Source organism: Sphingomonas abietis, from assembly GCF_027625475.1.
Lineage (GTDB): Bacteria > Pseudomonadota > Alphaproteobacteria > Sphingomonadales > Sphingomonadaceae > Solisphingomonas > Solisphingomonas abietis.
Window position 1 is genome coordinate 1,058,591 of the sequence record NZ_CP115174.1, and the last position, 23,797, is coordinate 1,082,387.

27 protein-coding genes and 1 tRNA gene are annotated in these 23,797 nt (G+C 68.0%); 12 read left to right on the forward strand and 16 right to left on the reverse strand.

Features of this window, described 5'->3' with window-relative positions; genetic code table 11:
- The first annotated feature begins 96 nt into the window (after window positions 1–96).
- The 3 genes from PBT88_RS05080 to gcvPB are packed head-to-tail and all read left to right on the forward strand — an operon-like array spanning window position 97 to window position 3,799.
- On the forward strand, window positions 97–864 hold the full coding sequence (locus tag PBT88_RS05080; RefSeq protein ID WP_270078136.1) for a class I SAM-dependent methyltransferase: 768 nt from the start codon (window positions 97–99) through the stop codon (window positions 862–864).
- A complete protein-coding gene (gcvPA, locus tag PBT88_RS05085; RefSeq protein WP_270078137.1) occupies window positions 864–2,228 on the forward strand; it encodes an aminomethyl-transferring glycine dehydrogenase subunit GcvPA in 1,365 nt (454 codons plus the stop codon). The genes PBT88_RS05080 and gcvPA overlap by 1 nt, the downstream gene beginning before the upstream one ends.
- Window positions 2,225–3,799, forward strand: coding sequence for an aminomethyl-transferring glycine dehydrogenase subunit GcvPB (gcvPB, locus tag PBT88_RS05090; RefSeq protein WP_270078138.1), 1,575 nt, complete (start codon window positions 2,225–2,227; stop codon window positions 3,797–3,799). The genes gcvPA and gcvPB overlap by 4 nt, the downstream gene beginning before the upstream one ends.
- A gap of 72 nt (window positions 3,800–3,871) precedes the next feature.
- Here the strand turns inward: gcvPB and PBT88_RS05095 are convergent, their stop codons facing one another.
- The 3 genes from PBT88_RS05095 to folK all read right to left on the reverse strand — a co-directional run bounded on the left by PBT88_RS05095 (window position 3,872) and on the right by folK (window position 4,963).
- Window positions 3,872–4,156 (reverse strand): hypothetical protein, encoded by a 285-nt coding sequence (locus PBT88_RS05095; RefSeq protein WP_270078139.1) that lies wholly within the window; start codon window positions 4,154–4,156, stop codon window positions 3,872–3,874.
- A gap of 198 nt (window positions 4,157–4,354) precedes the next feature.
- Window positions 4,355–4,430, reverse strand: a tRNA-Lys gene (locus PBT88_RS05100).
- Window positions 4,431–4,453: 23 nt separating this feature from the next.
- Complete coding sequence (gene folK / locus PBT88_RS05105) at window positions 4,454–4,963, reverse strand: 2-amino-4-hydroxy-6-hydroxymethyldihydropteridine diphosphokinase (protein ID WP_270078140.1); 510 nt, start codon at window positions 4,961–4,963, stop codon at window positions 4,454–4,456.
- 23 nt (window positions 4,964–4,986) lie between these two features.
- On the opposite strand from folK, the gene PBT88_RS05110 reads away from it, so the two are divergent.
- Complete coding sequence (locus tag PBT88_RS05110) at window positions 4,987–5,679, forward strand: uracil-DNA glycosylase (protein WP_270078141.1); 693 nt, start codon at window positions 4,987–4,989, stop codon at window positions 5,677–5,679.
- A gap of 9 nt (window positions 5,680–5,688) precedes the next feature.
- Here the strand turns inward: PBT88_RS05110 and PBT88_RS05115 are convergent, their stop codons facing one another.
- Window positions 5,689–6,606: a CgeB family protein gene (locus PBT88_RS05115; RefSeq protein WP_270078142.1), complete on the reverse strand. Its 918-nt coding sequence runs from the start codon at window positions 6,604–6,606 to the stop codon at window positions 5,689–5,691.
- Between the two features lie 312 nt (window positions 6,607–6,918).
- Between PBT88_RS05115 and PBT88_RS05120 the strand changes: the two genes are divergently transcribed.
- Window positions 6,919–7,050, forward strand: a complete 132-nt coding sequence (locus PBT88_RS05120; RefSeq protein ID WP_270078143.1) for a hypothetical protein — start codon at window positions 6,919–6,921, stop codon at window positions 7,048–7,050.
- 423 nt (window positions 7,051–7,473) lie between these two features.
- Here the strand turns inward: PBT88_RS05120 and PBT88_RS05125 are convergent, their stop codons facing one another.
- The 4 genes from PBT88_RS05125 to PBT88_RS05140 all read right to left on the reverse strand — a co-directional run bounded on the left by PBT88_RS05125 (window position 7,474) and on the right by PBT88_RS05140 (window position 10,373).
- The gene (locus PBT88_RS05125) at window positions 7,474–7,827 is read right to left on the reverse strand and encodes a hypothetical protein (protein WP_270078144.1); all 354 of its coding nucleotides are present in this window, start codon (window positions 7,825–7,827) and stop codon (window positions 7,474–7,476) included.
- A 347-nt stretch (window positions 7,828–8,174) separates the two neighbouring features.
- Window positions 8,175–9,026, reverse strand: a complete 852-nt coding sequence (gene aguB, locus PBT88_RS05130; RefSeq protein ID WP_270078145.1) for an N-carbamoylputrescine amidase — start codon at window positions 9,024–9,026, stop codon at window positions 8,175–8,177.
- A gap of 12 nt (window positions 9,027–9,038) precedes the next feature.
- Window positions 9,039–9,389, reverse strand: a complete 351-nt coding sequence (locus tag PBT88_RS05135) for a DUF3147 family protein (RefSeq protein ID WP_270078146.1) — start codon at window positions 9,387–9,389, stop codon at window positions 9,039–9,041.
- Window positions 9,390–9,398: 9 nt separating this feature from the next.
- Window positions 9,399–10,373, reverse strand: coding sequence for an agmatine deiminase family protein (locus PBT88_RS05140; RefSeq protein WP_270078147.1), 975 nt, complete (start codon window positions 10,371–10,373; stop codon window positions 9,399–9,401).
- A 138-nt stretch (window positions 10,374–10,511) separates the two neighbouring features.
- On the opposite strand from PBT88_RS05140, the gene PBT88_RS05145 reads away from it, so the two are divergent.
- Entirely contained in the window at window positions 10,512–12,563 is a 2,052-nt protein-coding gene (locus PBT88_RS05145) for a S9 family peptidase (protein ID WP_270078148.1), read from the forward strand.
- A 64-nt stretch (window positions 12,564–12,627) separates the two neighbouring features.
- Here the strand turns inward: PBT88_RS05145 and rpsD are convergent, their stop codons facing one another.
- The 5 genes from rpsD to rpiB all read right to left on the reverse strand — a co-directional run bounded on the left by rpsD (window position 12,628) and on the right by rpiB (window position 16,516).
- A complete protein-coding gene (gene rpsD / locus PBT88_RS05150) occupies window positions 12,628–13,242 on the reverse strand; it encodes a 30S ribosomal protein S4 (RefSeq protein WP_270078149.1) in 615 nt (204 codons plus the stop codon).
- A 196-nt stretch (window positions 13,243–13,438) separates the two neighbouring features.
- Entirely contained in the window at window positions 13,439–14,155 is a 717-nt protein-coding gene (locus PBT88_RS05155) for an RNA methyltransferase (protein WP_270078150.1), read from the reverse strand.
- Window positions 14,152–14,613, reverse strand: a complete 462-nt coding sequence (gene nrdR, locus PBT88_RS05160; RefSeq protein ID WP_270078151.1) for a transcriptional regulator NrdR — start codon at window positions 14,611–14,613, stop codon at window positions 14,152–14,154. Before nrdR ends, PBT88_RS05155 begins: the two co-directional genes overlap by 4 nt.
- Before the next feature lie 131 nt (window positions 14,614–14,744).
- Window positions 14,745–16,049, reverse strand: coding sequence for a serine hydroxymethyltransferase (gene glyA / locus PBT88_RS05165; RefSeq protein WP_270078152.1), 1,305 nt, complete (start codon window positions 16,047–16,049; stop codon window positions 14,745–14,747).
- A complete protein-coding gene (gene rpiB, locus PBT88_RS05170) occupies window positions 16,046–16,516 on the reverse strand; it encodes a ribose 5-phosphate isomerase B (RefSeq protein ID WP_270078153.1) in 471 nt (156 codons plus the stop codon). Before rpiB ends, glyA begins: the two co-directional genes overlap by 4 nt.
- Before the next feature lie 81 nt (window positions 16,517–16,597).
- On the opposite strand from rpiB, the gene PBT88_RS05175 reads away from it, so the two are divergent.
- The 3 genes from PBT88_RS05175 to PBT88_RS05185 are packed head-to-tail and all read left to right on the forward strand — an operon-like array spanning window position 16,598 to window position 18,864.
- The gene (locus PBT88_RS05175; RefSeq protein ID WP_270078154.1) at window positions 16,598–17,146 is read left to right on the forward strand and encodes a hypothetical protein; all 549 of its coding nucleotides are present in this window, start codon (window positions 16,598–16,600) and stop codon (window positions 17,144–17,146) included.
- A 21-nt stretch (window positions 17,147–17,167) separates the two neighbouring features.
- Entirely contained in the window at window positions 17,168–18,379 is a 1,212-nt protein-coding gene (locus PBT88_RS05180; RefSeq protein ID WP_270078155.1) for a phospholipase A, read from the forward strand.
- Window positions 18,380–18,429: 50 nt separating this feature from the next.
- Window positions 18,430–18,864 (forward strand): DUF3429 domain-containing protein, encoded by a 435-nt coding sequence (locus PBT88_RS05185; RefSeq protein WP_270078156.1) that lies wholly within the window; start codon window positions 18,430–18,432, stop codon window positions 18,862–18,864.
- Window positions 18,865–18,871: 7 nt separating this feature from the next.
- Here PBT88_RS05185 and PBT88_RS05190 read toward each other — a convergent pair whose 3' ends face one another.
- The 3 genes from PBT88_RS05190 to murI form a co-directional block, all read right to left on the reverse strand.
- Window positions 18,872–19,222 (reverse strand): hypothetical protein, encoded by a 351-nt coding sequence (locus tag PBT88_RS05190; protein WP_270078157.1) that lies wholly within the window; start codon window positions 19,220–19,222, stop codon window positions 18,872–18,874.
- The gene (gene hemA / locus PBT88_RS05195; RefSeq protein WP_270079184.1) at window positions 19,219–20,433 is read right to left on the reverse strand and encodes a 5-aminolevulinate synthase; all 1,215 of its coding nucleotides are present in this window, start codon (window positions 20,431–20,433) and stop codon (window positions 19,219–19,221) included. The genes PBT88_RS05190 and hemA overlap by 4 nt, the downstream gene beginning before the upstream one ends.
- 221 nt (window positions 20,434–20,654) lie before the next feature.
- Window positions 20,655–21,449 (reverse strand): glutamate racemase, encoded by a 795-nt coding sequence (murI, locus tag PBT88_RS05200; protein WP_270078158.1) that lies wholly within the window; start codon window positions 21,447–21,449, stop codon window positions 20,655–20,657.
- Between the two features lie 95 nt (window positions 21,450–21,544).
- Here murI and plsY point away from each other — a divergent pair, with 95 nt between their 5' ends.
- From plsY to PBT88_RS05215, 3 genes are all read left to right on the forward strand, one after another.
- Complete coding sequence (plsY, locus tag PBT88_RS05205; protein ID WP_270078159.1) at window positions 21,545–22,162, forward strand: glycerol-3-phosphate 1-O-acyltransferase PlsY; 618 nt, start codon at window positions 21,545–21,547, stop codon at window positions 22,160–22,162.
- Window positions 22,163–22,169: 7 nt separating this feature from the next.
- A complete protein-coding gene (dprA, locus tag PBT88_RS05210; protein WP_407696518.1) occupies window positions 22,170–23,321 on the forward strand; it encodes a DNA-processing protein DprA in 1,152 nt (383 codons plus the stop codon).
- 82 nt (window positions 23,322–23,403) lie between these two features.
- Window positions 23,404–23,760: a DMT family protein gene (locus PBT88_RS05215; RefSeq protein ID WP_270078161.1), complete on the forward strand. Its 357-nt coding sequence runs from the start codon at window positions 23,404–23,406 to the stop codon at window positions 23,758–23,760.
- Window positions 23,761–23,797: the final 37 nt, after the last annotated feature.

The following is a 23,797-nucleotide window of genomic DNA, read 5'->3' on the forward strand; positions in this document are numbered from 1 at the left end:
AAGCCGTTCGCACGGAGCTTGTCGAAGTGCGTGCCTCAAGCGCGGCGCCTGCCGCACGGGCTTCGAAAAGCTCGGGACGAACGGGGAGATGAGATCGTGTCGGTCAATGCCACGTCCCGCTGGGATCCAGCGGATTATGCGAAGAACGCCGCTTTCGTGCCGGCGCTCGGCCTGCCCGTGGTCGATCTGCTGGCCCCTCGGCAGGGGGAGCAGATCCTCGATCTCGGCTGCGGCGACGGCGTGCTGACCGAGGCGATCGCCGCCACCGGCGCGATCGTGGTCGGCGTCGATGCGGCGGCCGACATGGTCGCGGCGGCGCGCAAGCGCGGGCTCGATGCGCATGTCATGGATGGGCAGGCGCTGGAGTTCGGGCCGGAGTTCGATGCGGTCTTCTCCAACGCGGCGCTGCACTGGATGCTCGATCCCGGCGCGGTGGCGCGGGGGGTGTTCGCCGCGCTCAAGCCGGGGGGCCGTTTCGTCGGCGAGATGGGCGGGCAGGGCAATATCGCCACGCTGCGCGCCGCGCTCCATGCCGAACTGGCGGCGCGCGGCTACGCGATGCCCGGCGGCGATCCGCAATGGTATGCCGCGCCGGACGAGTTCGTCACCGTCTACGAGGATGCCGGCTTCACCGATATCGAGGCAAGCCTGATCCCGCGCCCGACATTGCTGCCCGCAGGCATCGCCGGCTGGCTCCGCACCTTCCGCACGGGTTTCCTCGATCGCGCGGGCGTGCCCGGTGCCGAGCAGGCCGATGTCGCGGCGGCGGTGCAGGACCGCCTCGAACCCGTTTTCCGCCAGCCCGACGGGAGCTGGCTCGCCGATTATGTCCGCCTCCGCTTTTCGATGAGGAAGCCCGCCTGATGCGTTACCTACCCCTCCAGCCTGAAGACCGCCAGGCGATGCTCGGCGTGATCGGCGCCGGTGCGGTCGATGATCTGTTCGTCGACGTGCCTGCCGCCGCGCGCCTCTCCGGCCCGATCGCGGACCTGCCGATGCACGCCTCCGAACAGGCGGTCGAGCGGCAGCTGACCAAGCTCGCCCGGATGAACCAGGCCGCCGGCGACCAGCCGTTCTTCCTCGGTGCCGGCGCCTATCGCCATCATGTGCCGGCGAGCGTCGATCACATCATCCAGCGCGGCGAGTTCCTGACCAGCTACACGCCCTATCAGCCCGAGATCGCGCAGGGCACGCTGCAGGCGCTGTTCGAGTTCCAGACCCAGGTCGCGCGGCTGTTCGGCTGCGAGGTCGCCAACGCCTCGATGTATGACGGCTCGACCGCCTGCTGGGAGGCGATCGTGATGGCGCGGCGGATCACCCGGCGCGGCAAGGCGATCCTCTCGGGCGGGCTGCACCCGCATTATGTCTCGGTCTGCACGACGATGGCCAAGTTCACCGGCGACGTGCTGGAAACCGCACTGCCCAGCCTCGACGGCACGGCCGAGCAGGAGATGGCGCGGCTGATCGCGGCGATCGATAGCGAGACGAGCTGCGTCGTCGTCCAGAATCCCGGCATCCTCGGCCGCGTCGCCGATCTGTCCGAACTGGCGGCGGCCTGCCATGCCAAGGGCGCGCTGCTGATCGTGGTGGTCACCGAGCCGGTGTCGCTCGGGCTGATCAGGTCGCCGGGCGAGATGGGCGCGGACATCGTGGTGGGCGAGGGCCAGTCGCTCGGCGTCGGCCTGAACTTCGGCGGCCCCTATGTGGGCCTGTTCGCCTGCGCCGAAAAGTATGTCCGCCAGATGCCCGGCCGCCTCGCCGGCGAGACCGTGGACGCCGATGGCCAGCGCGGCTTCGTGCTGACCCTTTCCACCCGCGAGCAGCATATCCGCCGCGAGAAGGCGACCTCGAACATCTGCACCAATTCGGGCCTGTGCGCGCTCGCCTTCACCGTCCACATGACGCTGCTCGGCGAGAAGGGGCTGCGCGATCTCGCGACGCTCAACCATGCGCTGGCGGTGGAGGCGGCCGATCGGCTCGCCAAGGTGCCCGGTGTCGAGGTGATGGACGGCGCCTTCTTCAACGAATTCACCCTGACGCTGTCCAAGCCGGCCCGTCCGGTGGTGCAGGCGATGGCGCGCAACGGCGTGCTCGGCGGGGTGTCGCTCGGCCGGCTCTATCCGGGCGTCGCGGCGCTGGAGAAGGGGCTGGTCGTCGCGGTGACCGAGACGACGACGGCAGAGGATGTGGCCGCCTTGGCGGACGCGCTCGAGGAGGCGCTGGCATGAGCACGATCAATCAGTCGGGATGGCGTCCGGAAGCGCCGCAGTCGGGCGCTAGTGCGGCGCCTGCCACATATACGGGCAATAAGGCCCTCATGCTCGAGGAGCCGCTGCTGTTCGAGATCGGCGATGCCGCGCGCACCGGCGTCGATCTGCCGACGCCGCCCCAGGTGGCGAGCCGCCTCGCCGGGCTGGAGCGCCACAAGCCGATCGGCCTGCCGGGCCTGTCCGAGCCCGAGGCGGTGCGCCATTATACCCGCCTCAGCCGGCAGAATTACGCGATCGACCTCGGGCTGTTCCCGCTCGGCTCCTGCACGATGAAGCATAATCCGCGGCTCAACGAGAAGATGGCGCGGCTGCCCGGCTTCGCCGATCTCCATCCGCTGACCCCGGTCGACGGCACCCAGGGCGCGCTCGCGCTGATCGATCTGGTCGCGACCTGGCTCAAGACGCTGACCGGGATGCCCGGCATCGCGATGAGCCCCAAGGCCGGCGCCCATGGCGAGCTGTGCGGCCTGCTGGCGATCCGCGCCGCGCACGAGGCGAAGGGCGACGCCCGCAAGACCATCCTCGTCCCCGAGAGCGCGCACGGCACCAACCCCGCCACCGCGGCCTTCGCCGGCTATGCGGTGGAGAGCATCCCGGCGACTGCCGCCGGCCGCGTCGATGTCGAGGCGCTCAAGGCCAAGCTCGGCCCGGACGTCGCCGGCGTGATGATCACCAACCCGAACACCTGCGGGCTGTTCGAGCCGGACATGATCGCGATCGGCGAGGCGGTCCATGCGGTCGGCGCCTATCTCTATTGCGACGGCGCCAACTTCAACGCGATCGTCGGCAAGGTCCGCCCGGGCGATCTCGGCGTCGATGCGATGCACATCAACCTCCACAAGACCTTCTCCACCCCGCATGGCGGCGGCGGGCCGGGTTCGGGGCCGGTGGTGTTCTCGGAAGCACTGGCGCCCTTCGCGCCGCTGCCCTTCGTGGAACGGCACGGCGATCGCTATGTGCTGGTCGAGGAAGAGACTGTCGCCGAAGAAGGCCATAGCGACGCCTTCGGCCGGATGGTCGCCTTCCACGGCCAGATGGGGATGTTCGTGCGTGCCGCCGCCTATATGCTCAGCCATGGCGCGGACGGGCTGAAGCAGGTGTCCGAAGATGCGGTGCTGTCGGCCAATTACATTCTGCGTTCGCTGGAAAACACGCTGGAGGCGCCGTTCGCGGCGTCCGGGCCTTGCATGCACGAGGCGATTTTCTCGGACGAGGGCTTCGCCGACGGCTTCTCGACGCTCGACGTCGCCAAGGGGCTGATCGACGAGGGCTTCCACCCGATGACGATGTATTTCCCGCTCGTCGTCCACGGCGCGATGCTGATCGAGCCGACCGAGACCGAGAGCAAGGCGGCGCTCGACCAGTTCATCGGCGCGCTGCGTTCGGTGGCGGAGCGGGCCAAGGCCGGCGACGCCGCGCTGAAGGCGGCGCCGATCCACGCACCGCGCCGCCGGCTCGACGAGACGGCGGCTGCCAGGAAGCCGGTGCTGGTGTGGAAAGAGCCGGTGCAGGCCCAGGCGGCGGAATAATCGGCGGCCGATGAGCCGCGGCGAGGTGGGCCGGGCGGTACGATGCCGCCCGGCCTCCTCTCCAACCGGGAATTACTTCTTTTTCTTCCAGTGCTTGTGCGCGGTGGCCTTGCCACCCTGCTGGCACTTGTCGGTAACCGTCTTCGAGCAGGTCGGCAGGTTGCTGTCGTCGGCCGCGGGCGCGGCGGCGCTTGCGTCGGCCGCCGGCGCCGTTGCATCGGGGGCGGCCGGTGCCGCTGCGGCGTCGGGGGTCGCCGGTGCCGTCGCGTCGGCGGGCGGCGTCGCGGGGGCGGTCGTGTCCTGCGCCATCGCGGCGGTGCTGAGCGCCAGTGCGGACGCGAAAAGGATCATCTTCATTTGGTCGTTCCTCCAACCGTTGGTCGGCGAGTGAACAGTCTCGCAGCTAGCCCAACCCGGTTCGGCGCGGGCGGTTCCATCCCGTCTGCGCGGCAGCGCCGCCGCCGGCCTCGTTGCTGGCCCGAAACAAGGCCGATCCGGGCTCGCAACGAGCCGCGGCGCCGACATGAAATTTTGGAGAGGATACGACGGCGCGGATGGTGGGTCCAATGGGACTCGAACCCATGACCTACAGATTAAAAGTCCGTTGCTCTACCAACTGAGCTATGGACCCGGCCGCGCCGTCGTGCGGCGTCCCTATTGAGCCGCCGGCCCGAGGTCAACCGCCTGCCGCCTGTGGAGGCGATGATCGAGCTGGCGCAGCGTGCGATGCCGCCCCGGATGGCGCCAGCCGGGCGCCACCTCGGCGGCCGGGCCGAGCGCGAAGGCGCGGGCGGTGAGCGCGGCGTGAGGGATCTGGAGAGTCCGCGCGCGATAGCGGCCGCCGGACCAGGCGAGGATGTCGAGATCGAGCACGCGCGCCCCCCAGCGGCGCGACGGGCGGCGCCCGAAATCCCGCTCGATCCGCTTGAGCAGCACGAGCAGGGCCGCGGGCGGAAGATCGCTCGCCACCCGCACGGCGGCATTGGCATAGTCCCGATCGCTCGGCCCCATCGCGCGGGTGCGCCGGGTGGCGCTCACCGCACGGACGGCGAGGCCGTGGTCGGCCATCGCTGCGATCGCCGCGCGCAGCACCGCCTCCGGCCGGCCATGGCGGCCATGCGGGCGGTTGGAGCCCAATCCGATGACATAGCTTGCCGATCCCATGCGGGAGCGCCTATCGCGCCGCGATGACCGTTGAAACCCTCGATCGTCCGGCCGAACCGCCGGCCGACTGCGCGCTGTGCCCCCGCCTCGCCGATTTCCGCCACGAGCAGCAGCTGGCGCAGCCCGACTGGTTCAACGCGCCGGTGCCGTCCTTTGGCGATCCCGAGGCGTGGCTGGCGATCGTCGGCCTCGCGCCGGGCCTGCACGGCGCCCATCGCACCGGCCGGCCGTTCACCGGCGATGGCGCCGGCACCCTGCTCTACGGGGCGCTGGCGACGGCCGGCCTGTCCGAAGGCGTGTTCGCCAACCGGCCCGACGACGGCCTGCGGCTGAACGGCGCGATCATCGTCAACGCGGTGCGCTGCGTGCCGCCGCAGAACCGGCCGACCCCGGAGGAGATCCGCACCTGCCGGCCCTTCCTCGAAACCATGCTGCGCTCCATGCCCAACCTGCGGGTGGTGGTGGCGCTCGGCCAGATCGCCCACCAGTCGGCGGTGAAGGCGCTCGGCGGCAAGCTGCCCAAGCTGCCCTTCGGCCATGGCGCCGAGCATCGGCTGCACACCGGGCCGATCCTGCTCGATAGCTATCACTGCTCCCGCTACAACCAGAATACCGGGCGCCTCACCGCCGCGATGTTCGAGGCGATCTTCGCGCGCGCGGTGGAATTGCGGGAGAGCGGGGCGGCGTTTCGGCGGACGGGCGCCGACGCCGCCTGATCCGGCCGATCACCCGCCGGCGTCGTTCGCCTTGATCAGCGCCATCAGCATCTCGGCCTGGGATCGCCGGGTGATCGCCGCGAAGCCGGCCTCCGCGATCCGCGCGCGTTCCCCGGCATCGGCGACGAGGGTCTGCGCCCGTTCGACCAGCCGGTCATAGGGCGCGATCGCCAGCCCGCCGAGATAGGGCTGCACCGCCGGGTCGGTCGCGTCGCCTTCGGTCAGCACGCAGACGCGGTTGGACAGGAGGTAGGAGATGCGGACAATCTCGAAGATGTTGCTGGCATAATAATGGAGGTTGAGGACGATCTTGGCGCGCGCGATCGCCGCGTCCCGCTTCTCGCCATAGACGTTGAACAGATTGACCAGCGTCAGTCCCGCCCCGAGCAGCCCGCGCAGGATCTCGGCGCGGCGCTCGTTGGTGGAGCCGTAGAACAGCACGTCGATGTCCTGCACCGGGGCGGGGCGGATGCGGGTCAGCACCGGGCTGTAGCCGATCTCCAGCAGGCCGGCATGGCCGACCCCGCGCGCCGCGAGATTGTCGCGGTTGCGCGGGCTGTAATCGAGCACCGGCAGATCGCGCAGCACCGCGGCATAGCGCGAGTTCATCCAGGCGCTGTCGTCCGACACCTGCTCGAGATTGATGACGACACTGTCGGGCGGCAGATATTGGGCGATGTCGGCGGGCAGCAGGTTGGCGCCGTAGATGATCGGCGCACGCCCGGCGAAGGCCCGCCCGTCGGTGACGATCGGGGCGGAGCCGCCGAGCGCCTCGAACGCGCCCTGCATCGCCAGCGCGACCTCGTCGAAGGCATGGCTATGGTCATAGCCGTCCGGCGTCACGATCCAGATGCAGTGACGGTCCTTATGGGCCTCCCAGCCGTTCGGAAAGGCTCTGAGATGCGGGGGGATGGCGGTGTGGGCCATCGCAGCCGATCCATTGTCTGACGAAGCCAAGGCGCTGCTCCCATGGTCGATTGTCGAATATGCTCGTGATCGTGCACACCGTCATTGCATTGGCGGGCGGCGCTGTCCAATCGGGCGTGCCCGGCGTGAGGCAGCGAACGCCGATCGAGGCTTGCGATCGTCCGGATATGAGCCCGACATGCGCCGCCACACTGGCGCCATGTTCGGGGCGGTAGTTGCGCTCGCGGTGCCGCTGCGGGAGAAGGGCATCGGCCTGTAGGGTTTCGAGAAGGGAGCGTCTTGGTCCATCTGACGCTGGCGATCGCGGATTTCATGCGTATCCTGATCATGGCGGCGCTCTATGCGGCGGCCTCGGCCGGCGGCATCCTCCTGCTCGGGATCGTGGCGCTGGGCGGCATCGTCTGGGGCGTGCGCCGCGCATTGGGAAGCCGACGGAAGGATTGATCCGGCGGGCGCGGTCGGGCGATGGACTCCTCCCTTCGCGGAGGCGACGCAATGGCAGGGACAGGGGTCGCCCCAAGAGGCGCCCCTTCGCCATATCTCGTCACCCCGGACTTGATCCGGGGTCCAACTCCTTGGTTTTCGGCGGGACACGGAAGAGGCGGGATCCCGGACCAAGTCCGGGATGACGGAGAATGGAATGACGGCTCCCGCCCCAAACGCTGCCGTCGCGTGAAGCCCTCTCCCGCTTTCGCGGGAGAGGGTTGGGTGAGGGTCTTCTTCTGCGAGGCAACGACGGCTATCGCCCCAAACGCTGCCGCGGCGTGAAGCCCGCTCCCGCTTTCGTGGGAGAGGGTTGGGTGAGGGTCTTCTTCTGGTGGAAAAGCGACAGGCGGCTTTCGAGCAGATGCCAGCAACCGCTGCCGGTCAGCTTCCAATAGGACGATCGATCAGATCGAACTTCGGCGACGCTGACGAAATGACATCGAGGCAAGCCCAGCCCGTTATGAACCTGTAGTGGGACGGATTTCCAACCACCTCCCTCCATGCCTGCGACTGAATTGCGAGAAATGCGGAACCGTCAACGCGATAGGCAAAGTGCTCAGGAATGAGACCTACCCATGGGCCATCATCCTCAGTGCTCAGTGGCATTTCATCGAGGATGCGGACGATCGTCTGGTTGTCGAACTCGACCCGCAATAATCGGCTATCATCGTTCGGAATGATGAAATCCGCTTTCATGCTGTTGGTTTCCCAATGAAAGGCAGCGAGGTCGCTCAAGCTCGCCTTGACGGGCAATCCCGTCTCTATAGGTTCATACCGTAGCATGACCGGACGCTATAATGGGAAAGGGAACGGCGGCAACGGTGAACCTCTGCAAGCTGCGTTAACGTCAGCTACTGGGGCGATAGCCGTCGTTGCCTCGCAGAAGAAGACCCTCACCCAACCCTCTCCCGCAAAAGCGGGAGAGGGCTCGCGCCAATGACCGCAGTCCACCACTTCCCGTCATCCTGACGAAAGTCAGGATCCAGAGCCTCGGGCGATGGCGGTTCTGGATCCCGGATCAGGTCCGGGATGACGATGGAAGAGCGGCGGCATCCCACCCATCCACGCCCAATCAGACGTCCTCAGATATCCTGGGCCAGCCGCCCATAAAGATCCGGCCGGCGATCGCGGAAGAAGCCGAAGGCGGCGCGGTGGCGCTTGACCTGGGCGATGTCGACGGTGGCGACCAGCACGCCGGTCTCCTCCGCGCCGAACTCGGCCAGCATGTCGCCGCGCTCGTCGCAGATGAAGCTGTGGCCGTAGAAGATCTGGCCATTCTCGTTGCCGATCCGGTTCGACGCCACCACCGGCACCACGTTGGAGACGGCATGGCCGACCATCGCCCGGCGCCACAGCCGCGAGGTGTCGAGCGAGGGGTCGTGCGGCTCGGTGCCGATCGCGGTCGGGTAGAACAGCACGTCCGCGCCCATCAGCATCATCGCGCGCGCCGTCTCGGGATACCATTGATCCCAGCAGACGCCGACGCCGAGCGTGGCGGGGGCGACGTCCGGCCACACCTTGAAGCCGGTGTTGCCGGGGCGGAAGTAGAATTTCTCCTCATAGCCCGGGCCATCGGGAATGTGGCTCTTGCGGTAGGTGCCGCGGATCGTGCCGTCCGGCCCGATCATCGCCAGCGTGTTGTAGTGATGCGGGCCGTCCGCCTCGAAGAAGCTGGTCGGGATCGCGACGTTCAGCTCGGCGGCGAGCGCCTGCATCGCCAGCACCGCCGGATGGCTGGCGGTGGGGCGGGCGTGGACGAAATAGCCCTCGTCCTCGGTCTGGCAGAAATAGGGCCCCTCGAACAATTCGGGCGGCAGGATCACCTGTGCGCCCTTGGCGGCGGCCTCGCGCACCAGCTCGGACACGGCGGCGATATTGGCCTGCTCGTCGTCCGAGAAGGCGAGCTGCATGGCGGCGACGGTGATCTGGGTCATCGAAGGGGCTCTCTACAGGCGCACGCCGAAGCGGGCGGCGATCAGGGTGGTGAGGAGATAGGCGAGGATCGTCAGCACGCAACCGGCGAGCAGCGCCGCCCAGAAATCCATGCCCCGCCGCAGCAGCGCCGGGATCAGCAGGAACATCGGCAGCGACGGCAGCACATACCAGAAGGTCGCCTCGGCATGGGCGGCCATATTCTCGCTGTCCGGCCGATCGTGCCACAGCCAGATCATGCCCAGCACCGAGACCAAAGGCAGCGAGGCGATCAGCGCGCCGCCCGCCGGATAGCGCCGCGCCACCGTCGAGACGGCGGCGATCATGATCCCCGAGAGCAGCGCCCTGATCCAGAAGGCCAGCATCGGCCGGGTTCAGACCCGTAGGATCTGCTGCGAGATGCAGTGCAGGCTGCCGCCGCCGGTGAGCAGGTGATCGGCGCGCACGCCGACCGCGACGCGATCGGGGAACAGGGCCTGGATCGCGGCGACGCCGGCTTCGTCGTGGGGCGAGCCATAGACCGGCACCACCACCGCGGCATTGCCGATGTAGAAGTTCATGTAGGAGGCCGGCACGATCTCGCCGTCGCGCTCGACCAGGCCGGGCGAGGGGATGGCGACGATCTCGACCCCGAACGCCTCGGCGCGCGCCTTGGCATCGGCATAGACGGCGGCGTTGGGATCGTCCGCGCCGCTCGCCACCGGCAGCGCCAGCCGGTTGGGGCCGACGAAGCGGGCGAGATTGTCGACATGGCCGTCGGTATGGTCGTGGCCGAGGCCGTCGCCCAGCCACAGCACCCGATCGACGCCGAGGTCGCGCGACAGCCGCGCCTCGATCTCGGCGCGGATCAGGTCCGGGTTGCGGTTGGGGTTGAGCAGGCATTGCTCGGTGGTGACGGCGAGGCCGGTGCCGTCGACGTCCAGCGCGCCGCCCTCGAACACCCAGTCGCACGGCGTGACGGCGAGGTCGCGGCTGGCCGCGAGCAGGCCGCCAATCTCCTCGTCGCCGGGGAGTTCGTACTTGTTGCCCCAATAGTTGAAGCGGAAATCGCGGGCGGTGCCGTCGCTCAGCATGATCGGGCCGGTATCGCGCAGCCAGACGTCGCCGAACGGGCGCACCAGCACGGCGGCGACATCACCGGCCAAGTCGAGCGCGGCTTCGCCCGAAGCCTCGTCGGCACAGACCAGGATCGGGCGCTCGCCCTTGCCATCGGCCCACACCGCACGGGCGAACGCCACCACCTCGTCGCGCGCGGCGTCGAGATCGTCGAGCCACAGATCGGGATGGCTCGGAAAGCCGATCCAGACGGCGTCGTGGGGGGCCCATTCGGCGGGCTGGCGGACGGGCATGGCAACCTCTTCATTGTGGCGGGTTCGTGATCGCGGGCCAAGCGCATGGCAGCGTTGGCGGTTCGGTGCAACGCATCTTGCCGCTGGCCCGACTTTACGGAACAAGCTGATCGGGGGATAATTCAGGGGCGTTACAAAATGGGGAAATATGGGCGTGTGTGCCGGCTGGCGTTGCTGGCGGGCGCGGGCTGGGGCGTCTTCGCGTGCGGGGCATGGGGCGGGCCGCCAGTGCCGACGCAGAAGGTCACGCTGTCCGCCACGTTGACGGGGGACGCGGCGGATCTGTTCGGTTCGCGGGAAACGATCTGGGGCGCCAGCCTGTCGCCCGATGGCAGCAAGGTTCTTTTCCTGACATCCAACCAGCGATCGGGAACCCAGCTGATGGTCGCCTCGTCCGCGGGCGGCAGGCCTCCCACCCAGATCCTGCAATCGGACGGCACGCCGATGACGCTGCGCTGGTGCGATTGGGCGGATGACAGCCGGATCGTCTGCGACGTTACCGGTTCCGATGTGGTCAATGCCGAATTGGTCGGCTTCCAGCGGCTGATGGCCATCGATGTGGATGGCAAGAACAGCAAGCTGCTATCCCAGCAGGGCAGTATGAACGATGCGCTGCGGATCAGCCAATTTAGCGCCGATGTGATCGACTGGAACGAGGGTCGCAACGGCAAGTTGCTGATGGCGCGCGATCATGTGCCGGAACAGACGACCGGCACCCGCCTCGCCAATACCGCGGATGGCCTTGGCGTAGATATGGTCGACACGCACAGTCTTGCGGCGACCAAGGTGGAGGCGGCGAACCCCAGCGCCATTGCTTATATCGGCGATGGCAAGGGCGCGGTGCGCCTGATGGCCACGGAGGCCCTCAGCAGCGGCGGCAATCTGTCGGGCGTGCGCAAATGGTTTTACCGGCGCCGCGGTAGCCGGAACTGGGAAGGCTTTTCCGATGTGAAGGCGGACGGCCACGGCCTGCGCCCGCTTTCCGTCGATTATGCCAGTGATACGGTCTATTGCCTCGATGACAGGGATGGGCGTGACAAGCTGTATCGGGTTGCGCTCGACGGATCGATGAAGACGGAACTGATCTATGCCGATCCCAAGGCGGATGTGGACGATGTGCTCCGGCTCGGTCGGCAGGCGCGCCTGATCGGCGCGGCGACCACCACCGATCAGGGCAGCGTCGCCTATTTTGATCCGGAATATCAGAAACTGGCCGGGGCGCTTTCCAAGGCTCTGCCCAATCTCCCACAGATCGAATTCGTCGGCAGCAGCGCGGACGAGACCAAGCTTCTGTTGTCGGCAGGCAGCGACACCGATCCCGGCCGCTATTATGTGTTCGACAAGACGACCAAGCATCTCAATGAGATCGCGCTGGTGCGCCCGCAGTTGGAGAATGTACCGCTGGCGACGATGACTCCCGTGACCTTCAAGGCGGCGGATGGCACCGTGATCCCGGCCTATCTGACGTTGCCGCCATCGGGTCCGAAAAAGGGATTGCCGGCGATCGTGATGCCGCATGGCGGTCCCGCCTCGCATGACAATTGGGGCTTCGACTGGCTTGTGCAGTTCTTCGCGCATCAAGGTTATGCGGTGTTGCAACCCGAATTCCGGGGATCAACCGGCTATGGCGATGACTGGATGCTCCAGAACGGCTTCAAGAGCTGGCGCACCGCGATCGGCGACGTCACCGATGCCGGGCGCTGGCTGGTCGCGCAGGGCATTGCCGCGCCGGATAAGCTTGCGATCGTCGGCTGGTCTTACGGCGGCTATGCGGCCCTCCAGTCCAATGTTCTCGATCCGGATCTGTTCAAGGCCGTAGTCGCGATCGCGCCGGTGACCGACCTCGATGTTCTCAGGAGCGAGTCGCTGGGCTTCACCAATCACAATCTGGTGAGCGACTTCATCGGATCGGGCGCCGCGATCACCGATGGATCGCCGGCGCGGCACGCGGCGATGTTCAAGGCGCCGGTGATCCTGTTCCATGGCACGACGGACCAGAATGTCGGCGTCGGCGAATCCCGCCTGATGAACGATCGCCTGCGCGCTGCGGGCAAGCAGAGCAGCGTCGTGATCTACCCGAATCTCGATCATCAGTTGCCTAGCGGCGAGATCCGGGCGGACATGCTGCGGCGCGCGGATGCCTTCCTGCGCCAGTCGATGCACCTCGCCGCAGCGGGGCAGGCCAACTGAGGCCAAAAGAAAGGGGCGGCCCCTTGCGGAGCCGCCCCTGATCTTGTCGGCAAAAGCCGCCGGATCAGCGCGAGTAGAACTCGACGACCAGGTTCGGCTCCATCTTCACCGGATAAGGCACCTCGTCGAGCGACGGGACGCGCTGGTACGAAACCTTCGCGGTGCCGTCCTGGGCGAGGTAATCGGGCACTTCACGCTCGGACAGGCCCTGGGCCTCGATCACCAGCGCCATTTCCTGCGCCTTGGTGCCGAGCTCGATCACGTCGCCGACCTTCACGAGGCGCGATGCGATGTTGCACTTCACGCCGTTGACGCGGACGTGGCCGTGGCTGACCAGCTGGCGCGCCGAGAAGATCGTCGGCGTGAACTTGGCGCGGTAGACGACCGCATCGAGACGGCGCTCGAGCAGGCCGATCAGGTTCTGACCGGTATCGCCCTTCATGCGCGACGCCTCGGTATAGGCCTTCTTGAACTGCTTCTCGGTGACGTCGCCGTAATAGCCCTTGAGCTTCTGCTTGGCCTTCAGCTGGATGCCGAAGTCCGAAACCTTGCCCTTGCGGCGCTGGCCGTGCTGGCCGGGGCCATATTCGCGCTTGTTCACCGGGGACTTCGGGCGGCCCCAGATGTTCTCGCCCATGCGGCGATCAAGCTTGTACTTGGCGCTGTTGCGCTTCGACATAGGTCTTCCTTCAATTGCGTTGTGACCCCCGGCGAAGGGGATCGGAAATGCCCGGAACCGCGCTGTCGACTCGGATGAGAGACGACAGGGCACCCGCTTCACCAGACGTGCGGGGCCAATTGCGAGGCGCCCCCTTAGCGCCTTTCGCGCGAAAGGCAAGCGCGAAGCCGCCGCGGCGGGCGGGTTCGGCGCGGGCTCAGCGGCTCTTGGGCTTGCCGAGGATGGTCAGGATGCCGCGCATGGTGCGGACCTCCTGGTTGCTCCAGCCCGGCTTGGTGAGCAAGGTGCGCAGCATCCGCTTGGTGGCGGGCGCCTTGTCCGCCGGGAAGAAATAGCCCGCCGTCTCCAGCATCGCGTCGCACTGCTCGATCATGCCGTCGAGCTCGAACTGCGAGGCCGGCGGATCGAGATCGACCGCCGGCGGCTGGGACAGGCCGACACCCTTGGACCATTCATAGGCGACGAGGATCACCGCCTGGGCGAGATTGAGCGATCCGAATTCCGGGTTGATCGGCACCGTCAGGATCGAACGCGCCACCGCGACGTCGTCGGTCTCCAGCCCCGATCGCTCCGGCCCGAACAGGATCGCCGAGCGGCCCTGCGCGGCGTGGATCTCGTGCGCCGCCTCGACCGGCGTCACCACCGGCTTGGTGATGCCGCGCTTGCGCACCGTGGTGGCATAGACATGCGCGCAATCGGCGATGGCGTCGGCCACCGTCTCGAACACCTGCGCCTGTTCCAGCACGAAATCGGCGCCGGACGCCGCCGGCCCGGCCTCGGGATTGGGCCAGCCGTCGCGCGGGGCGACGAGGCGCATCTCGGTCAGCCCGAAATTGAGCATCGCGCGCGCCGCCTTGCCGATATTCTGGCCGAGCTGCGGGCGGACGAGGACGATGACGGGGGGCTGGCTCATCCCTTGCCGACCTCGCTGACCGTGCCGGCGAACTCCTCGAAGTCCTTGGCCTCGGTGAAGTCCTTGTAGACGCTGGCGAAGCGGATGTAGGCGACGGGATCGAGGCCCTTCAGCCCGGCCATCACCAATCCGCCAATCTGCGCGGCCGGGACTTCCGTCTCGCCCGAGGTCTCGAGCTGGCGCTGGATGCCGGAGACGAGCTTTTCCAGTTGCTCGGCCGAGATCGGCCGCTTGCGGCAGGCGATCGCGATCGAGCGTTCGAGCTTGCTGCGCTCGAACGGCTCGCGCTTGCTGCCGGACTTCACCACCGTCACCTCGCGCAGCTGCACGCGCTCGAAGGTGGTGAAGCGGCCGCCGCAGCCTTCGCACTGGCGACGCCGGCGGATCGAGGTGCCGTCCTCGGAGGGACGGCTATCCTTCACCTGGCTGTCTTCATGTCCGCAGAACGGGCAACGCATCTTCGACCTCTATTCCCTCTGTTCCCGCGCCCGTTCGGCCTGAGCGCAGTCGAAGGGCCATGCCATGCGGTGGCTGCACTTCGACTGCGCTCGGTGCGAACGGATGTGGGGCGCGCGTCCTTGATGGGGGCTCAATAGATCGGGAAGCGCTCGCACAGCGCCTGCACGCGGGCGCGGACCTGGGCTTCGACCTGCGCGTCGCCCTGCTCGCCATTCTTGCGCAGGCCATCGAGCACGTCGGCGATCATGTCGGCGATGTCGCGGAACTCGGCGATGCCGAAGCCGCGGGTGGTGCCGGCCGGCGAGCCGACGCGGATGCCGCTGGTCTTCATCGGCGGCAGCGGGTCGAACGGGATGCCGTTCTTGTTGCAGGTGATCGCCGAACGCTCCAGCGCCTCGTCGGCATCCTTGCCGGTGACGCCGAGCGGGGTGAGGTCGATCAGCGCCAGATGGGTGTCGGTGCCGCCGGAGATCACCGCCGCACCGCGCTCCTGGAGGCGGCTGGCAAGCGCCTTGGCATTGTCGATGATCGCCTGCGCATAGGTCTTGAACTCGGGCTGGAGCGCCTCGCCGAACGCCACCGCCTTGGCGGCGACGACGTGCATCAGCGGGCCGCCCTGGAGCCCCGGGAACACCGCCGAGTTGATCTTCTTGGCGATCGCCTCGTCATTGGTGAAGATCGCGCCGCCGCGCGGGCCGCGCAGCGTCTTGTGAGTGGTGGTGGTGACGACATCGGCATGACCGAACGGCGTCGGGTGGACGCCGCCTGCGACCAGACCGGCGAAATGCGCCATGTCGACCATGAACTTCGCGCCCACTGCGTCGGCGATCGCGCGGAAGCGGGCGAAATCGATGTGGCGCGGATAGGCCGAGCCGCCGGCGATGATCAGCGTCGGCTTATGCTCGCGGGCGAGTGCCTCGACCTGGTCGTAATCGATCAGGTGGGTGTCCGGCTTCACGCCATATTGCACGGCATTGTACCATTTGCCCGACATCGCCGCCTTGGCGCCGTGGGTGAGGTGGCCGCCGGCATCGAGGCTGAGGCCCATGATCGTGTCGCCGGGCTTGGTCAGCGCCAGCATCACCGCGCCATTGGCCTGCGCGCCCGAATGCGGCTGGACGTTCGCGAACTGGCAGCCGAACAGCTGCTTGGCGCGATCGATGGCGAGCTGCTCGACCTCGTCGGACGGCGCGCAGCCCTGATAGTAACGCTTGCCGGGATAGCCCTCGGCATATTTGTTGGTGAACACCGAACCCTGGGCCTCGAGCACCGCCTTGGAGACGATGTTCTCGGAGGCGATCAGCTCGATCTGGTGGCGCTCGCGATGCAGCTCATGCTCCACCCCGGCGAAGATCGCGGGATCGGCCTCGGCGAGGCCCTGGGTGAAGAAGCCGCTCTTGCGGATGGCGGGGGTGGGGGCGGGCTGGGTGCTCATGCGGGCTCCTTCTCGAAGCGGGGGCCAAAGGCCGGATGGGTCAGTTTGTCGACGCGGCCGACATGGCGATCGCCGGCGAAGTCGGTGGTGAGGAAGGCGGTGACGCAGGCGCGGGCCTGCTCGATGCCGATCAGGCGCGCACCCATCGCGATCGCGTTGGCGTCGTTATGCTCGCGGCAGAGCTGGGCGGAGAGCGGCTCGGAGACGAGCGCGCAGCGCAGCGCGGGGTGGCGGTTGACCGCGATCGAGATGCCGATGCCGGAACCGCACAGCGCGATGCCGTGGCTCGCGCGGCCATCGGCGACGGCTTGCGCGAGCCTGTAACCGAAATCGGGATAATCGACGCGGGCGTCGCTATCGGGGCCGAGGTCGAGCACGTCATGCCCTGCGCCGCGCAACCATTCGGCGATCTCGGCTTTCATGGCGAAGGCGGCGTGGTCGGAAGCAATGGCGATGCGTTGGGCCATGGGAAAGGCTCCGCTGAGTCGGGATGGCGCCTCTTAGGGGCGCACTCCGCCCAAGGCTAGGGCCTCGAAAGGAAGTGTGACGTGGTGAAGACAGGGATGGCCGCCGCCGCCGTGATGGCGATACTGGTGACGACCGCCGGTTGCCATCGGACGGCGGAGGATATCGGCAACAGCGCGCGGGTGGCCGCGCATGATGCCAGTCGGTCGGCGGATGCCCTCGCCGATCGCGCCGACCAGATCGGCGATCGCGCGTCCAACCGGATCGACGATGCCGGTGCGCAGACCACCGCGCGCATCGATCGTGCCAATGAGCGACTGGGCAGGCTGGTCGCCCCCGGCACGCCGACCGATCGGTGGATCGGGCGCTGGCGCGGCGTCGAGGGGCTGACCCTCGTCATCGCCAGGGACGCCGCCAAGGGGCCGGGACATTATCGGCTCACCGATCAGTATACGCTCGACGACCGGGGCGTGTTCGCGGGGCGTGCGATCGGCGATACCATCCAGTTCACGCGGCCGGACGGCGACCAGGTGCTGCGCGCCGGCAATGGCGCGGCGACCGGACTCAAATATCTCGCGACGAAGAAGGATTGCCTCACGGTAAAGCCGGGTGAAGGCTATTGCCGCGACTGATCGGGGTGAGAAGGGGGATTTATGGGTATCGTGGCGTGGACGTCCTTGCTGCTGGCGACATCTTCGCCACCACCCGTCGCGGTGCCGCCGGTGATTCCGGTCGTATCGCAGGTTTGGGCGGACGAGGGCGGCCCGATCCACGCCGCGGTGATGCTGCTGCTGTCGCCGGACAATCTCGGCATGGCGGCGCCCGATACGATCGATGCGGTGATCCATGCCGATGGGCGTGACGTCCCCGTGGTGCTGAGGCGGGAGGGCGCGCCGTTCCGGCTCGGGCCGGGCCAATGGCGACAGGCGACCTATGATATGGATCGGCCGGCGGGGGTGAGCGGCGATGTCGTGCTGTCGCTCGGCGGCGGGCATGACGGCTATCGTTTCGCGCTGGCGCAGCCCGGTTCGCCGGACGCCGCGCCGGCCCGCCTTGCGGACGCCAGCCCTTCGCCGGCCGAAGGCGGGGGCCGCACCGTCAGCTCGGCGCTGCCCGTGCCACCGGGCGGCGCAACCCCGCCGCCGCGCACGGCCAACGGCTTCCTCGGCAACCTCTCCACCTACAACCCGATCTACGCGGTGATGGGCGGCGGCACCGATACCAACGCCAAGCTGGAGATTTCCTTCAAATATCAGCTGTTCGGCCGCAAGGGCGATCCGGATGGATCGTGGCTCAACGGCTTCTACTTCGCCTATACCCAACGGATGTTCTGGGACACGGCGGCGGACAGCGCGCCGTTCCGCGACGTCAACTACCAGCCCGAATTCCTCTATATGTACGCGCTGCCCAAGAATGCGCGCGGCGACCAGCTGAGCGTGCGCGGCGGCTATCTCCACGAATCCAACGGCCGCGACGGATCGTCGTCGCGCACTTCGAATATCCTCTACGTCCAGCCGCAGCTGGATCTGCCGCTCGGGCACTGGATCGTTTCGGTCGGCCCTCGCGTCTTCACCTATATCCTGCCCAAGACCGACAATCCGGACATCGCCCGCTACCGCGGCCATCAGGCGCTCGCTTTCTCGATCGGCGAGCAGAACGGCCTCAAGCTGTCGACCTGGAGCCGGCTCAATTTCGGCACCGGCAAGGGGTCGGTCGATGCCGATCTTAGCTATCCGTTGACGCGTTTCTGGCATGAGCTGCCGCTGTACCTCATCGTGCAGGGCTTCACCGGCTATGGCGAGGATATGTTGGATTATGACCGCAAGCAGACGCGGCTGAGGGTGGGAATCGGGATCGTGCGATGAGCGAAGGGGCATTGGTGGGGCGTGACGGGCGGCCGCCGCCCATGCCGGCGATGATCTTGGGGGCGGCCGGGCTGCTGCCCCTGATCCTGGCGCTGTTCATCCGGCTGGCTGCCGGCGCCGATCCGGATTCGCCCCTGCCGGGCATGATCGGCGGCCTCGCCCTGGCCTATGCGGCGATGATCCTGAGCTTCCTCGGCGGCATCTGGTGGGGCATCGCCTCGGCGCGTGCATCCGCCACGGAGCAGCCCCGGCTGCTGGTGATCGCGGTGGTGCCGTCGATCCTGGCGCTGCTGCTCTACGGCCTCTCGGCGGATTTCCCGGTGGCCTGCTCGACGTTGCTCGGTCTGGTCATCGCGCTGACGCCGCTGGTCGATCGGGGGCTGGCGGCCAAGGCGCTGGTGCCGGGCTGGTGGATGAACCTGCGCCTGCCGCTGTCGCTGGCGCTCGGCGCGCTGACGATCGGGCTCGGTTTCGCGCTGGTCTGACCTGTGATCAGTGCCGCGCGCGCCGGGTGACGATCACCGCCAGCGCGATCGACACCGCCATCGCCACCACTGTTTCCGAGATCGAGTGGGCGTTCCACTGCCAGACTTCGAGCCCGGCATAGCCCGGCATGTTGGCGCGCCGGCCATGGCCGTAGAGCTCGATCCACTGATATTCGCGCTGGGTGATCTCGCGCATGATGCACACGGCGGATGCGGCGAAGCAGCCGATCCAGATGCTCGCTGTGGCGCGGGCGCCGAGCCGGTGCCCGATCGCCCAGCAGACCAGCTGCACGCCCAGCGCCACCGGGATATGCGCGAGGGCCGAATAATGCTGGACGGGGAGGGCGGGGGGAATCACGCCGCCTGGCGCAGCTCCAGCCGGTCCCAGATCTCGGCGAGCGCATTGACCAGTTCGCGCATCATCGCCTCGTCGTGCGCCGGGCCGGGGGTGAAGCGCAGCCGCTCGGTGCCGCGCGGCACCGTCGGATAATTGATCGGCTGCACATAGACGCCATATTCGGCGAGCAGGATGTCGCTGATCTTCTTGGCCTTCACCGGGTCGCCGACGAGCAGCGGCACGATATGGGTGGTCGACGGCATCACCGGCAGGCCGGCATCGCGCATCAACGCCTTCAGCATCGCGGCGGCGGCCTGCTGGCCCTCGCGCTCGACCGACGAGGATTTCAGGTGGCGCACGCTCGCCAGCACGCCCGCGACCAGCACCGGGGAGAGCGAGGTGGTGAAGATGAAGCCCGGCGCATAGCTGCGGATCACGTCGATGATCTGGCGGCTGGCGGCGATATAGCCGCCCATCACGCCGAACGCCTTGCCCAGCGTGCCCTCGATGATGGTCAGCCGGTCGGCGACGCCGTCGCGCTCCGAAATGCCGCCGCCGCGCGCACCGTACATGCCGACGGCATGGACCTCGTCGAGATAGGTCAGCGCGTTGTAGGTATCGGCGAGGTCGCAGATCGCGGCGATCGGCGCGACGTCGCCGTCCATCGAATAGACGCTCTCGAACGCGATCAGCTTGGGCGCTTCGGGATCGGCGGCGGCCAGCAGTTCCTCGAGATGGACGAGATCGTTGTGGCGGAAGACGCGCTTCTCGCAGCCCGAATTGCGGATGCCGGCGATCATCGAGGCGTGGTTCAGCTCGTCCGAGAAGATGATGCAGCCCGGCAGCACCTTGGCGAGCGTGGCGAGCGTGGCCTCGTTCGAGACATAGCCCGAGGTGAAGAGCAGCGCGCCTTCCTTGCCGTGGAGATCGGCCAGCTCGCCTTCGAGATCGACATGATAATGGGTGTTGCCGCCGATGTTGCGGGTGCCGCCGGAGCCGGCGCCGACATCGTGGAGCGCTTCCTCCATCGCCGCGATCACCTTCGGGTGCTGGCCCATTGCGAGATAATCGTTCGAGCACCACACCGTGATCGGCTTCGGGCCATTATGGCCGGCGAAGCAGCGCGCGTTCGGGAACATGCCCTTGTTGCGCAGGATGTCGATGAAGACGCGGTAGCGCCCCTCGGCGTGGAGTCGATCAATCGCCTGGGCGAAAACGCGCTGGTAATCCAAAGCCGTCACCTCAATCGTGGCCGTGGCAGGTATGGCCGGCTCCATAACCGGTCGCCCCTTATTATTCCAGTTACACCTGGGAAGGATTTGCGATCGGTCAAATCGGGTCATTCGATCAACGCGAATCGGGCAGCGCGAATCGGGCATTGCGGTTCGGCCAGTGCGGTTCGGCCAGTGCGAATCGGGCAGAACGAACCGGCCGGCCTCGGCCCGGCCGACCTCTATAGCCGCTCGATGCGGGACAGGTGGCGGGTGGCCAGCGCGGGGCGGAGCGTCGCCACGTCGACGTCGGAGGTGAAGACGGCGACGCCTTCGGGTCGGCTGTCCGGCCATGGCTGTCCGTCGGTCAGGTGGGCGACGCGGCGCGCGATTCCCGCCGCGCCATCGACGAAGCGCACCGGATGCGGGCTCGCCGCGGCGAGGCGATCGGCGACCAGCGGGAAGTGGGTGCAGGCCAACGCGACGGTATCGATGCGGTCGCCGCCGGGCTGGCCGAACAGCCCGTCCATCACCGCGCGATAATCGGCCAGCTCGCCCGGATCGCCGCGGAGCGCCGCTTCGGCCAGCTCGACCAGCCGGGCCGAGCCATGGCGGACGACGAGGCAATCGGCGGCGAACTCGGCGGCGAGCCGGTCGACATAGGGCTGGCGGACGGTGGCGTTGGTGCCGAGCACGCCGATCGCGCGGGTCACGCTGGCGAGCGCGGCGGGCTTGATCGCGGGCACGGTGCCGACGATCGGCAGATCGAGCGCGCTGCGGACGGTGGCCAGCGCGATGGTGGATGCGGTGTTGCAGGCGATCACGACCAGGCGGGGCCGATAGCGCTCCACCAGCCGCCCGAGCAGCGCCGGCACCCGCGCGGCGATCTCGATCTCGGTCTTGGTGCCGTAGGGGAAGCCGCCCGAGTCCGCGACATAGACGATCGGTGCCATCGGCAGGCGCCGGCGGAGCGCATCCAGCACCGACAGGCCGCCGACCCCCGAATCGAAGACGAGCAAGGGACGGTCTGTTTCCATGCGCCGCGACCTAGCGGCACGGCCCGTCCTAATCCAGATTGTTGCGCTGGCGGCTGCAACCTCTATGGTGCGCGCGGAACACGGAGGGGCGTTTCTTGACTGCTACGAACTGGCTGGTGCTGGGTGCCGCTGCCCTCATCGGCTACCTGTTGGGATCGATCCCCTTTGGGCTGCTGGTCACCCGTGCCGGCGGCGCGCAGGATCCCCGCACGCTGGGTTCGGGCAATATCGGCGCGACCAACGTGCTGCGCACCGGCCGCAAGGGGCTGGCGCTCCTCACCTTGCTGCTCGATGCGGCCAAGGGGGCGGTCGCGGTGATCCTGGTCGGCCATCTCTGGCCGGACCCGACACCGCCCTCGCTGCCGGCGATCGTGGCCGGCGCCTTCGCCTTCCTCGGCCATGTCTATCCGGTCTGGCTGCGCTTTCGCGGCGGCAAGGGGGTGGCGACCTTCCTCGGCATCGCGTTGGCTTTGTCCTGGCCGTGCGGGCTGGTGTTCGCGCTGGTCTGGCTGGCGGGTTTCGGGATCACCCGGCACAGCTCGGTCGGCGGCATGACCGCCGCGATCGCGACCCCGGTGTGCGCGGCGGTGATCAACCGATCGGACCTGACGCTCACCTTCCTGCTGCTGGCGCTGATCGTGCTGTGGAAGCACCGCGCCAATGTCGAGCGGTTGCTCGACGGCACCGAACCGCGCTTCCGCAGCGGCGGCTGATCCCGCCATGGCCGGGATCGACGAGGCAGGAGGGACAGGATCCTCCCCACGCGTCGATCGGGAGGACCGGATCGCCCGGCTGCGGCTGATGCGGACACAGACCGTGGGGCCGGTCACTTACGCCCAGTTAATGATACGCTTCGGCAGCGCCGCCGCCGCGCTGGAGGCGATCCCCGATCTGGCCCGGCGGGGCGGCGGCAAGGCGCCCGCGATACCGCCGCGCGCCGCGATCGAGCGCGAGGTCGCGGCGGTCGAGGCGGCCGGCGCCCGCTATCTGTTCCTGGGGCTGCCCGGCTATCCGGCGATGCTGGCGACGATCCCCACCGCACCACCGGCGCTGATCGTGCGGGGGCGCCGGGCGCTGCTCGATCGGCCGGTGGTGGGGATGGTCGGCGCGCGCAACGCCTCCGCATCGGCCTGCCGCTTCGCGCGGGGGCTCGCCGCCGAACTGGGCGCGCGTGACGTCTCGGTGGCATCGGGCCTGGCCCGCGGGATCGATACCGCGGCGCATATGGGATCGCTGGAGGCGGGCACCATCGCGGTGATCGCGGGCGGCATCGATGTCGCCTATCCGCCCGAAAATGCCGACCTGCAGGAGCGGATCGCGCAGGAGGGCCTGCTGATCGCCGAGCAGCCGCCGGGGATCGAGCCGCGCGCGCGGCACTTCCCCTATCGCAACCGGATCATCGCCGGACTCGCCCAGGCGGTGCTGGTGGTGGAGGCGGCGCCCAAATCCGGCTCGCTGATCACCGCGCGCTATGGCGGCGAATATGGCCGCGAGGTGCTGGCGGTGCCGGGATCGCCGCTCGATCCGCGCGCGCAGGGGTGCAATCTGCTGATCCGCGAGGGCGCGACCCTGATCCAGACCGCCGACGACGTGATCGAGGCGCTGCGCCCGATCGATCCGCGCATGGGCCTGCTGGAGCCGGGGGCAGGCGGCTACGGGATAGGCGGCTATGGCGGCCCGCGCCCGGCGCTCGATGCCGACGATGCCGATCGCCGGGCCATCGTCGCGCTGCTCGGCCCGGTGCCGACGCCGGTGGACGAGATCGTCCGCCAGTCGGGCCGCCCGCCCACGATCGTGCAGACCGTGCTGCTCGAACTGGAACTCGGCGGCAGGTTGGAGCGTCACGCCGGCGGTCAGGTCAGCCTGATCTGACGACTCGGCGGACGTGGGGCGTCGGGATCGGCAGGGTGCGGTCTTGCGGCCGCGGATCGACGGCCCTGGTTGAGGAGATGTGATGCCTGCCCGCCTGCTGCCGATCCTGATGCTGATCGGCTCCAACCTGTTCATGACCACCGCCTGGTACGGCCATCTGAAATTCAAGGACAAGCCGCTATGGGCGGTGATCCTGGTCAGCTGGATGATCGCCTTCGTGGAATATTGCCTGGCGGTGCCGGCCAACCGTTACGGCAGCGATGTCTATTCCACCGCCCAGCTCAAGGCGATACAAGAGGTGATCACGCTGACCGTGTTCTGCGGTTTCTCGGTGGTGGTGCTGGGGCAGAAGATCACGGTGAACCAGCTGATCGGCTTCGCGCTGATCGCGGCTGGCGCCTTCTTCCTGTTCCGGGGTAGTGGACAAGCCCACGCTTGACGAACCGCTCCGGAGCTTCCCAACTCATACGCGTACA

Coding starts and splice junctions, on each gene's coding strand:
- PBT88_RS05120 (WP_270078143.1), top strand. CDS start 6,919: ATGCGTATCCTGATCATGGCGGCGCTCTATGCGGCGGCCTCGGCCGGC.
- PBT88_RS05135 (WP_270078146.1), bottom strand. CDS start 9,389: ATGCTGGCCTTCTGGATCAGGGCGCTGCTCTCGGGGATCATGATCGCC.
- rpiB (WP_270078153.1), bottom strand. CDS start 16,516: ATGGCCCAACGCATCGCCATTGCTTCCGACCACGCCGCCTTCGCCATG.
- PBT88_RS05215 (WP_270078161.1), top strand. CDS start 23,404: ATGCCTGCCCGCCTGCTGCCGATCCTGATGCTGATCGGCTCCAACCTG.
- aguB (WP_270078145.1), bottom strand. CDS start 9,026: ATGACCCAGATCACCGTCGCCGCCATGCAGCTCGCCTTCTCGGACGAC.
- glyA (WP_270078152.1), bottom strand. CDS start 16,049: ATGAGCACCCAGCCCGCCCCCACCCCCGCCATCCGCAAGAGCGGCTTC.
- rpsD (WP_270078149.1), bottom strand. CDS start 13,242: ATGTCGAAGCGCAACAGCGCCAAGTACAAGCTTGATCGCCGCATGGGC.
- nrdR (WP_270078151.1), bottom strand. CDS start 14,613: ATGCGTTGCCCGTTCTGCGGACATGAAGACAGCCAGGTGAAGGATAGC.
- PBT88_RS05155 (WP_270078150.1), bottom strand. CDS start 14,155: ATGAGCCAGCCCCCCGTCATCGTCCTCGTCCGCCCGCAGCTCGGCCAG.
- folK (WP_270078140.1), bottom strand. CDS start 4,963: ATGGGATCGGCAAGCTATGTCATCGGATTGGGCTCCAACCGCCCGCAT.
- murI (WP_270078158.1), bottom strand. CDS start 21,449: ATGGAAACAGACCGTCCCTTGCTCGTCTTCGATTCGGGGGTCGGCGGC.
- dprA (WP_407696518.1), top strand. CDS start 22,170: ATGGCCGGGATCGACGAGGCAGGAGGGACAGGATCCTCCCCACGCGTC.
- gcvPB (WP_270078138.1), top strand. CDS start 2,225: ATGAGCACGATCAATCAGTCGGGATGGCGTCCGGAAGCGCCGCAGTCG.
- PBT88_RS05115 (WP_270078142.1), bottom strand. CDS start 6,606: ATGGCCCACACCGCCATCCCCCCGCATCTCAGAGCCTTTCCGAACGGC.
- PBT88_RS05095 (WP_270078139.1), bottom strand. CDS start 4,156: ATGAAGATGATCCTTTTCGCGTCCGCACTGGCGCTCAGCACCGCCGCG.
- PBT88_RS05110 (WP_270078141.1), top strand. CDS start 4,987: ATGACCGTTGAAACCCTCGATCGTCCGGCCGAACCGCCGGCCGACTGC.
- PBT88_RS05140 (WP_270078147.1), bottom strand. CDS start 10,373: ATGCCCGTCCGCCAGCCCGCCGAATGGGCCCCCCACGACGCCGTCTGG.
- PBT88_RS05185 (WP_270078156.1), top strand. CDS start 18,430: ATGATCTTGGGGGCGGCCGGGCTGCTGCCCCTGATCCTGGCGCTGTTC.
- PBT88_RS05180 (WP_270078155.1), top strand. CDS start 17,168: ATGGGTATCGTGGCGTGGACGTCCTTGCTGCTGGCGACATCTTCGCCA.
- gcvPA (WP_270078137.1), top strand. CDS start 864: ATGCGTTACCTACCCCTCCAGCCTGAAGACCGCCAGGCGATGCTCGGC.
- PBT88_RS05145 (WP_270078148.1), top strand. CDS start 10,512: ATGGGGAAATATGGGCGTGTGTGCCGGCTGGCGTTGCTGGCGGGCGCG.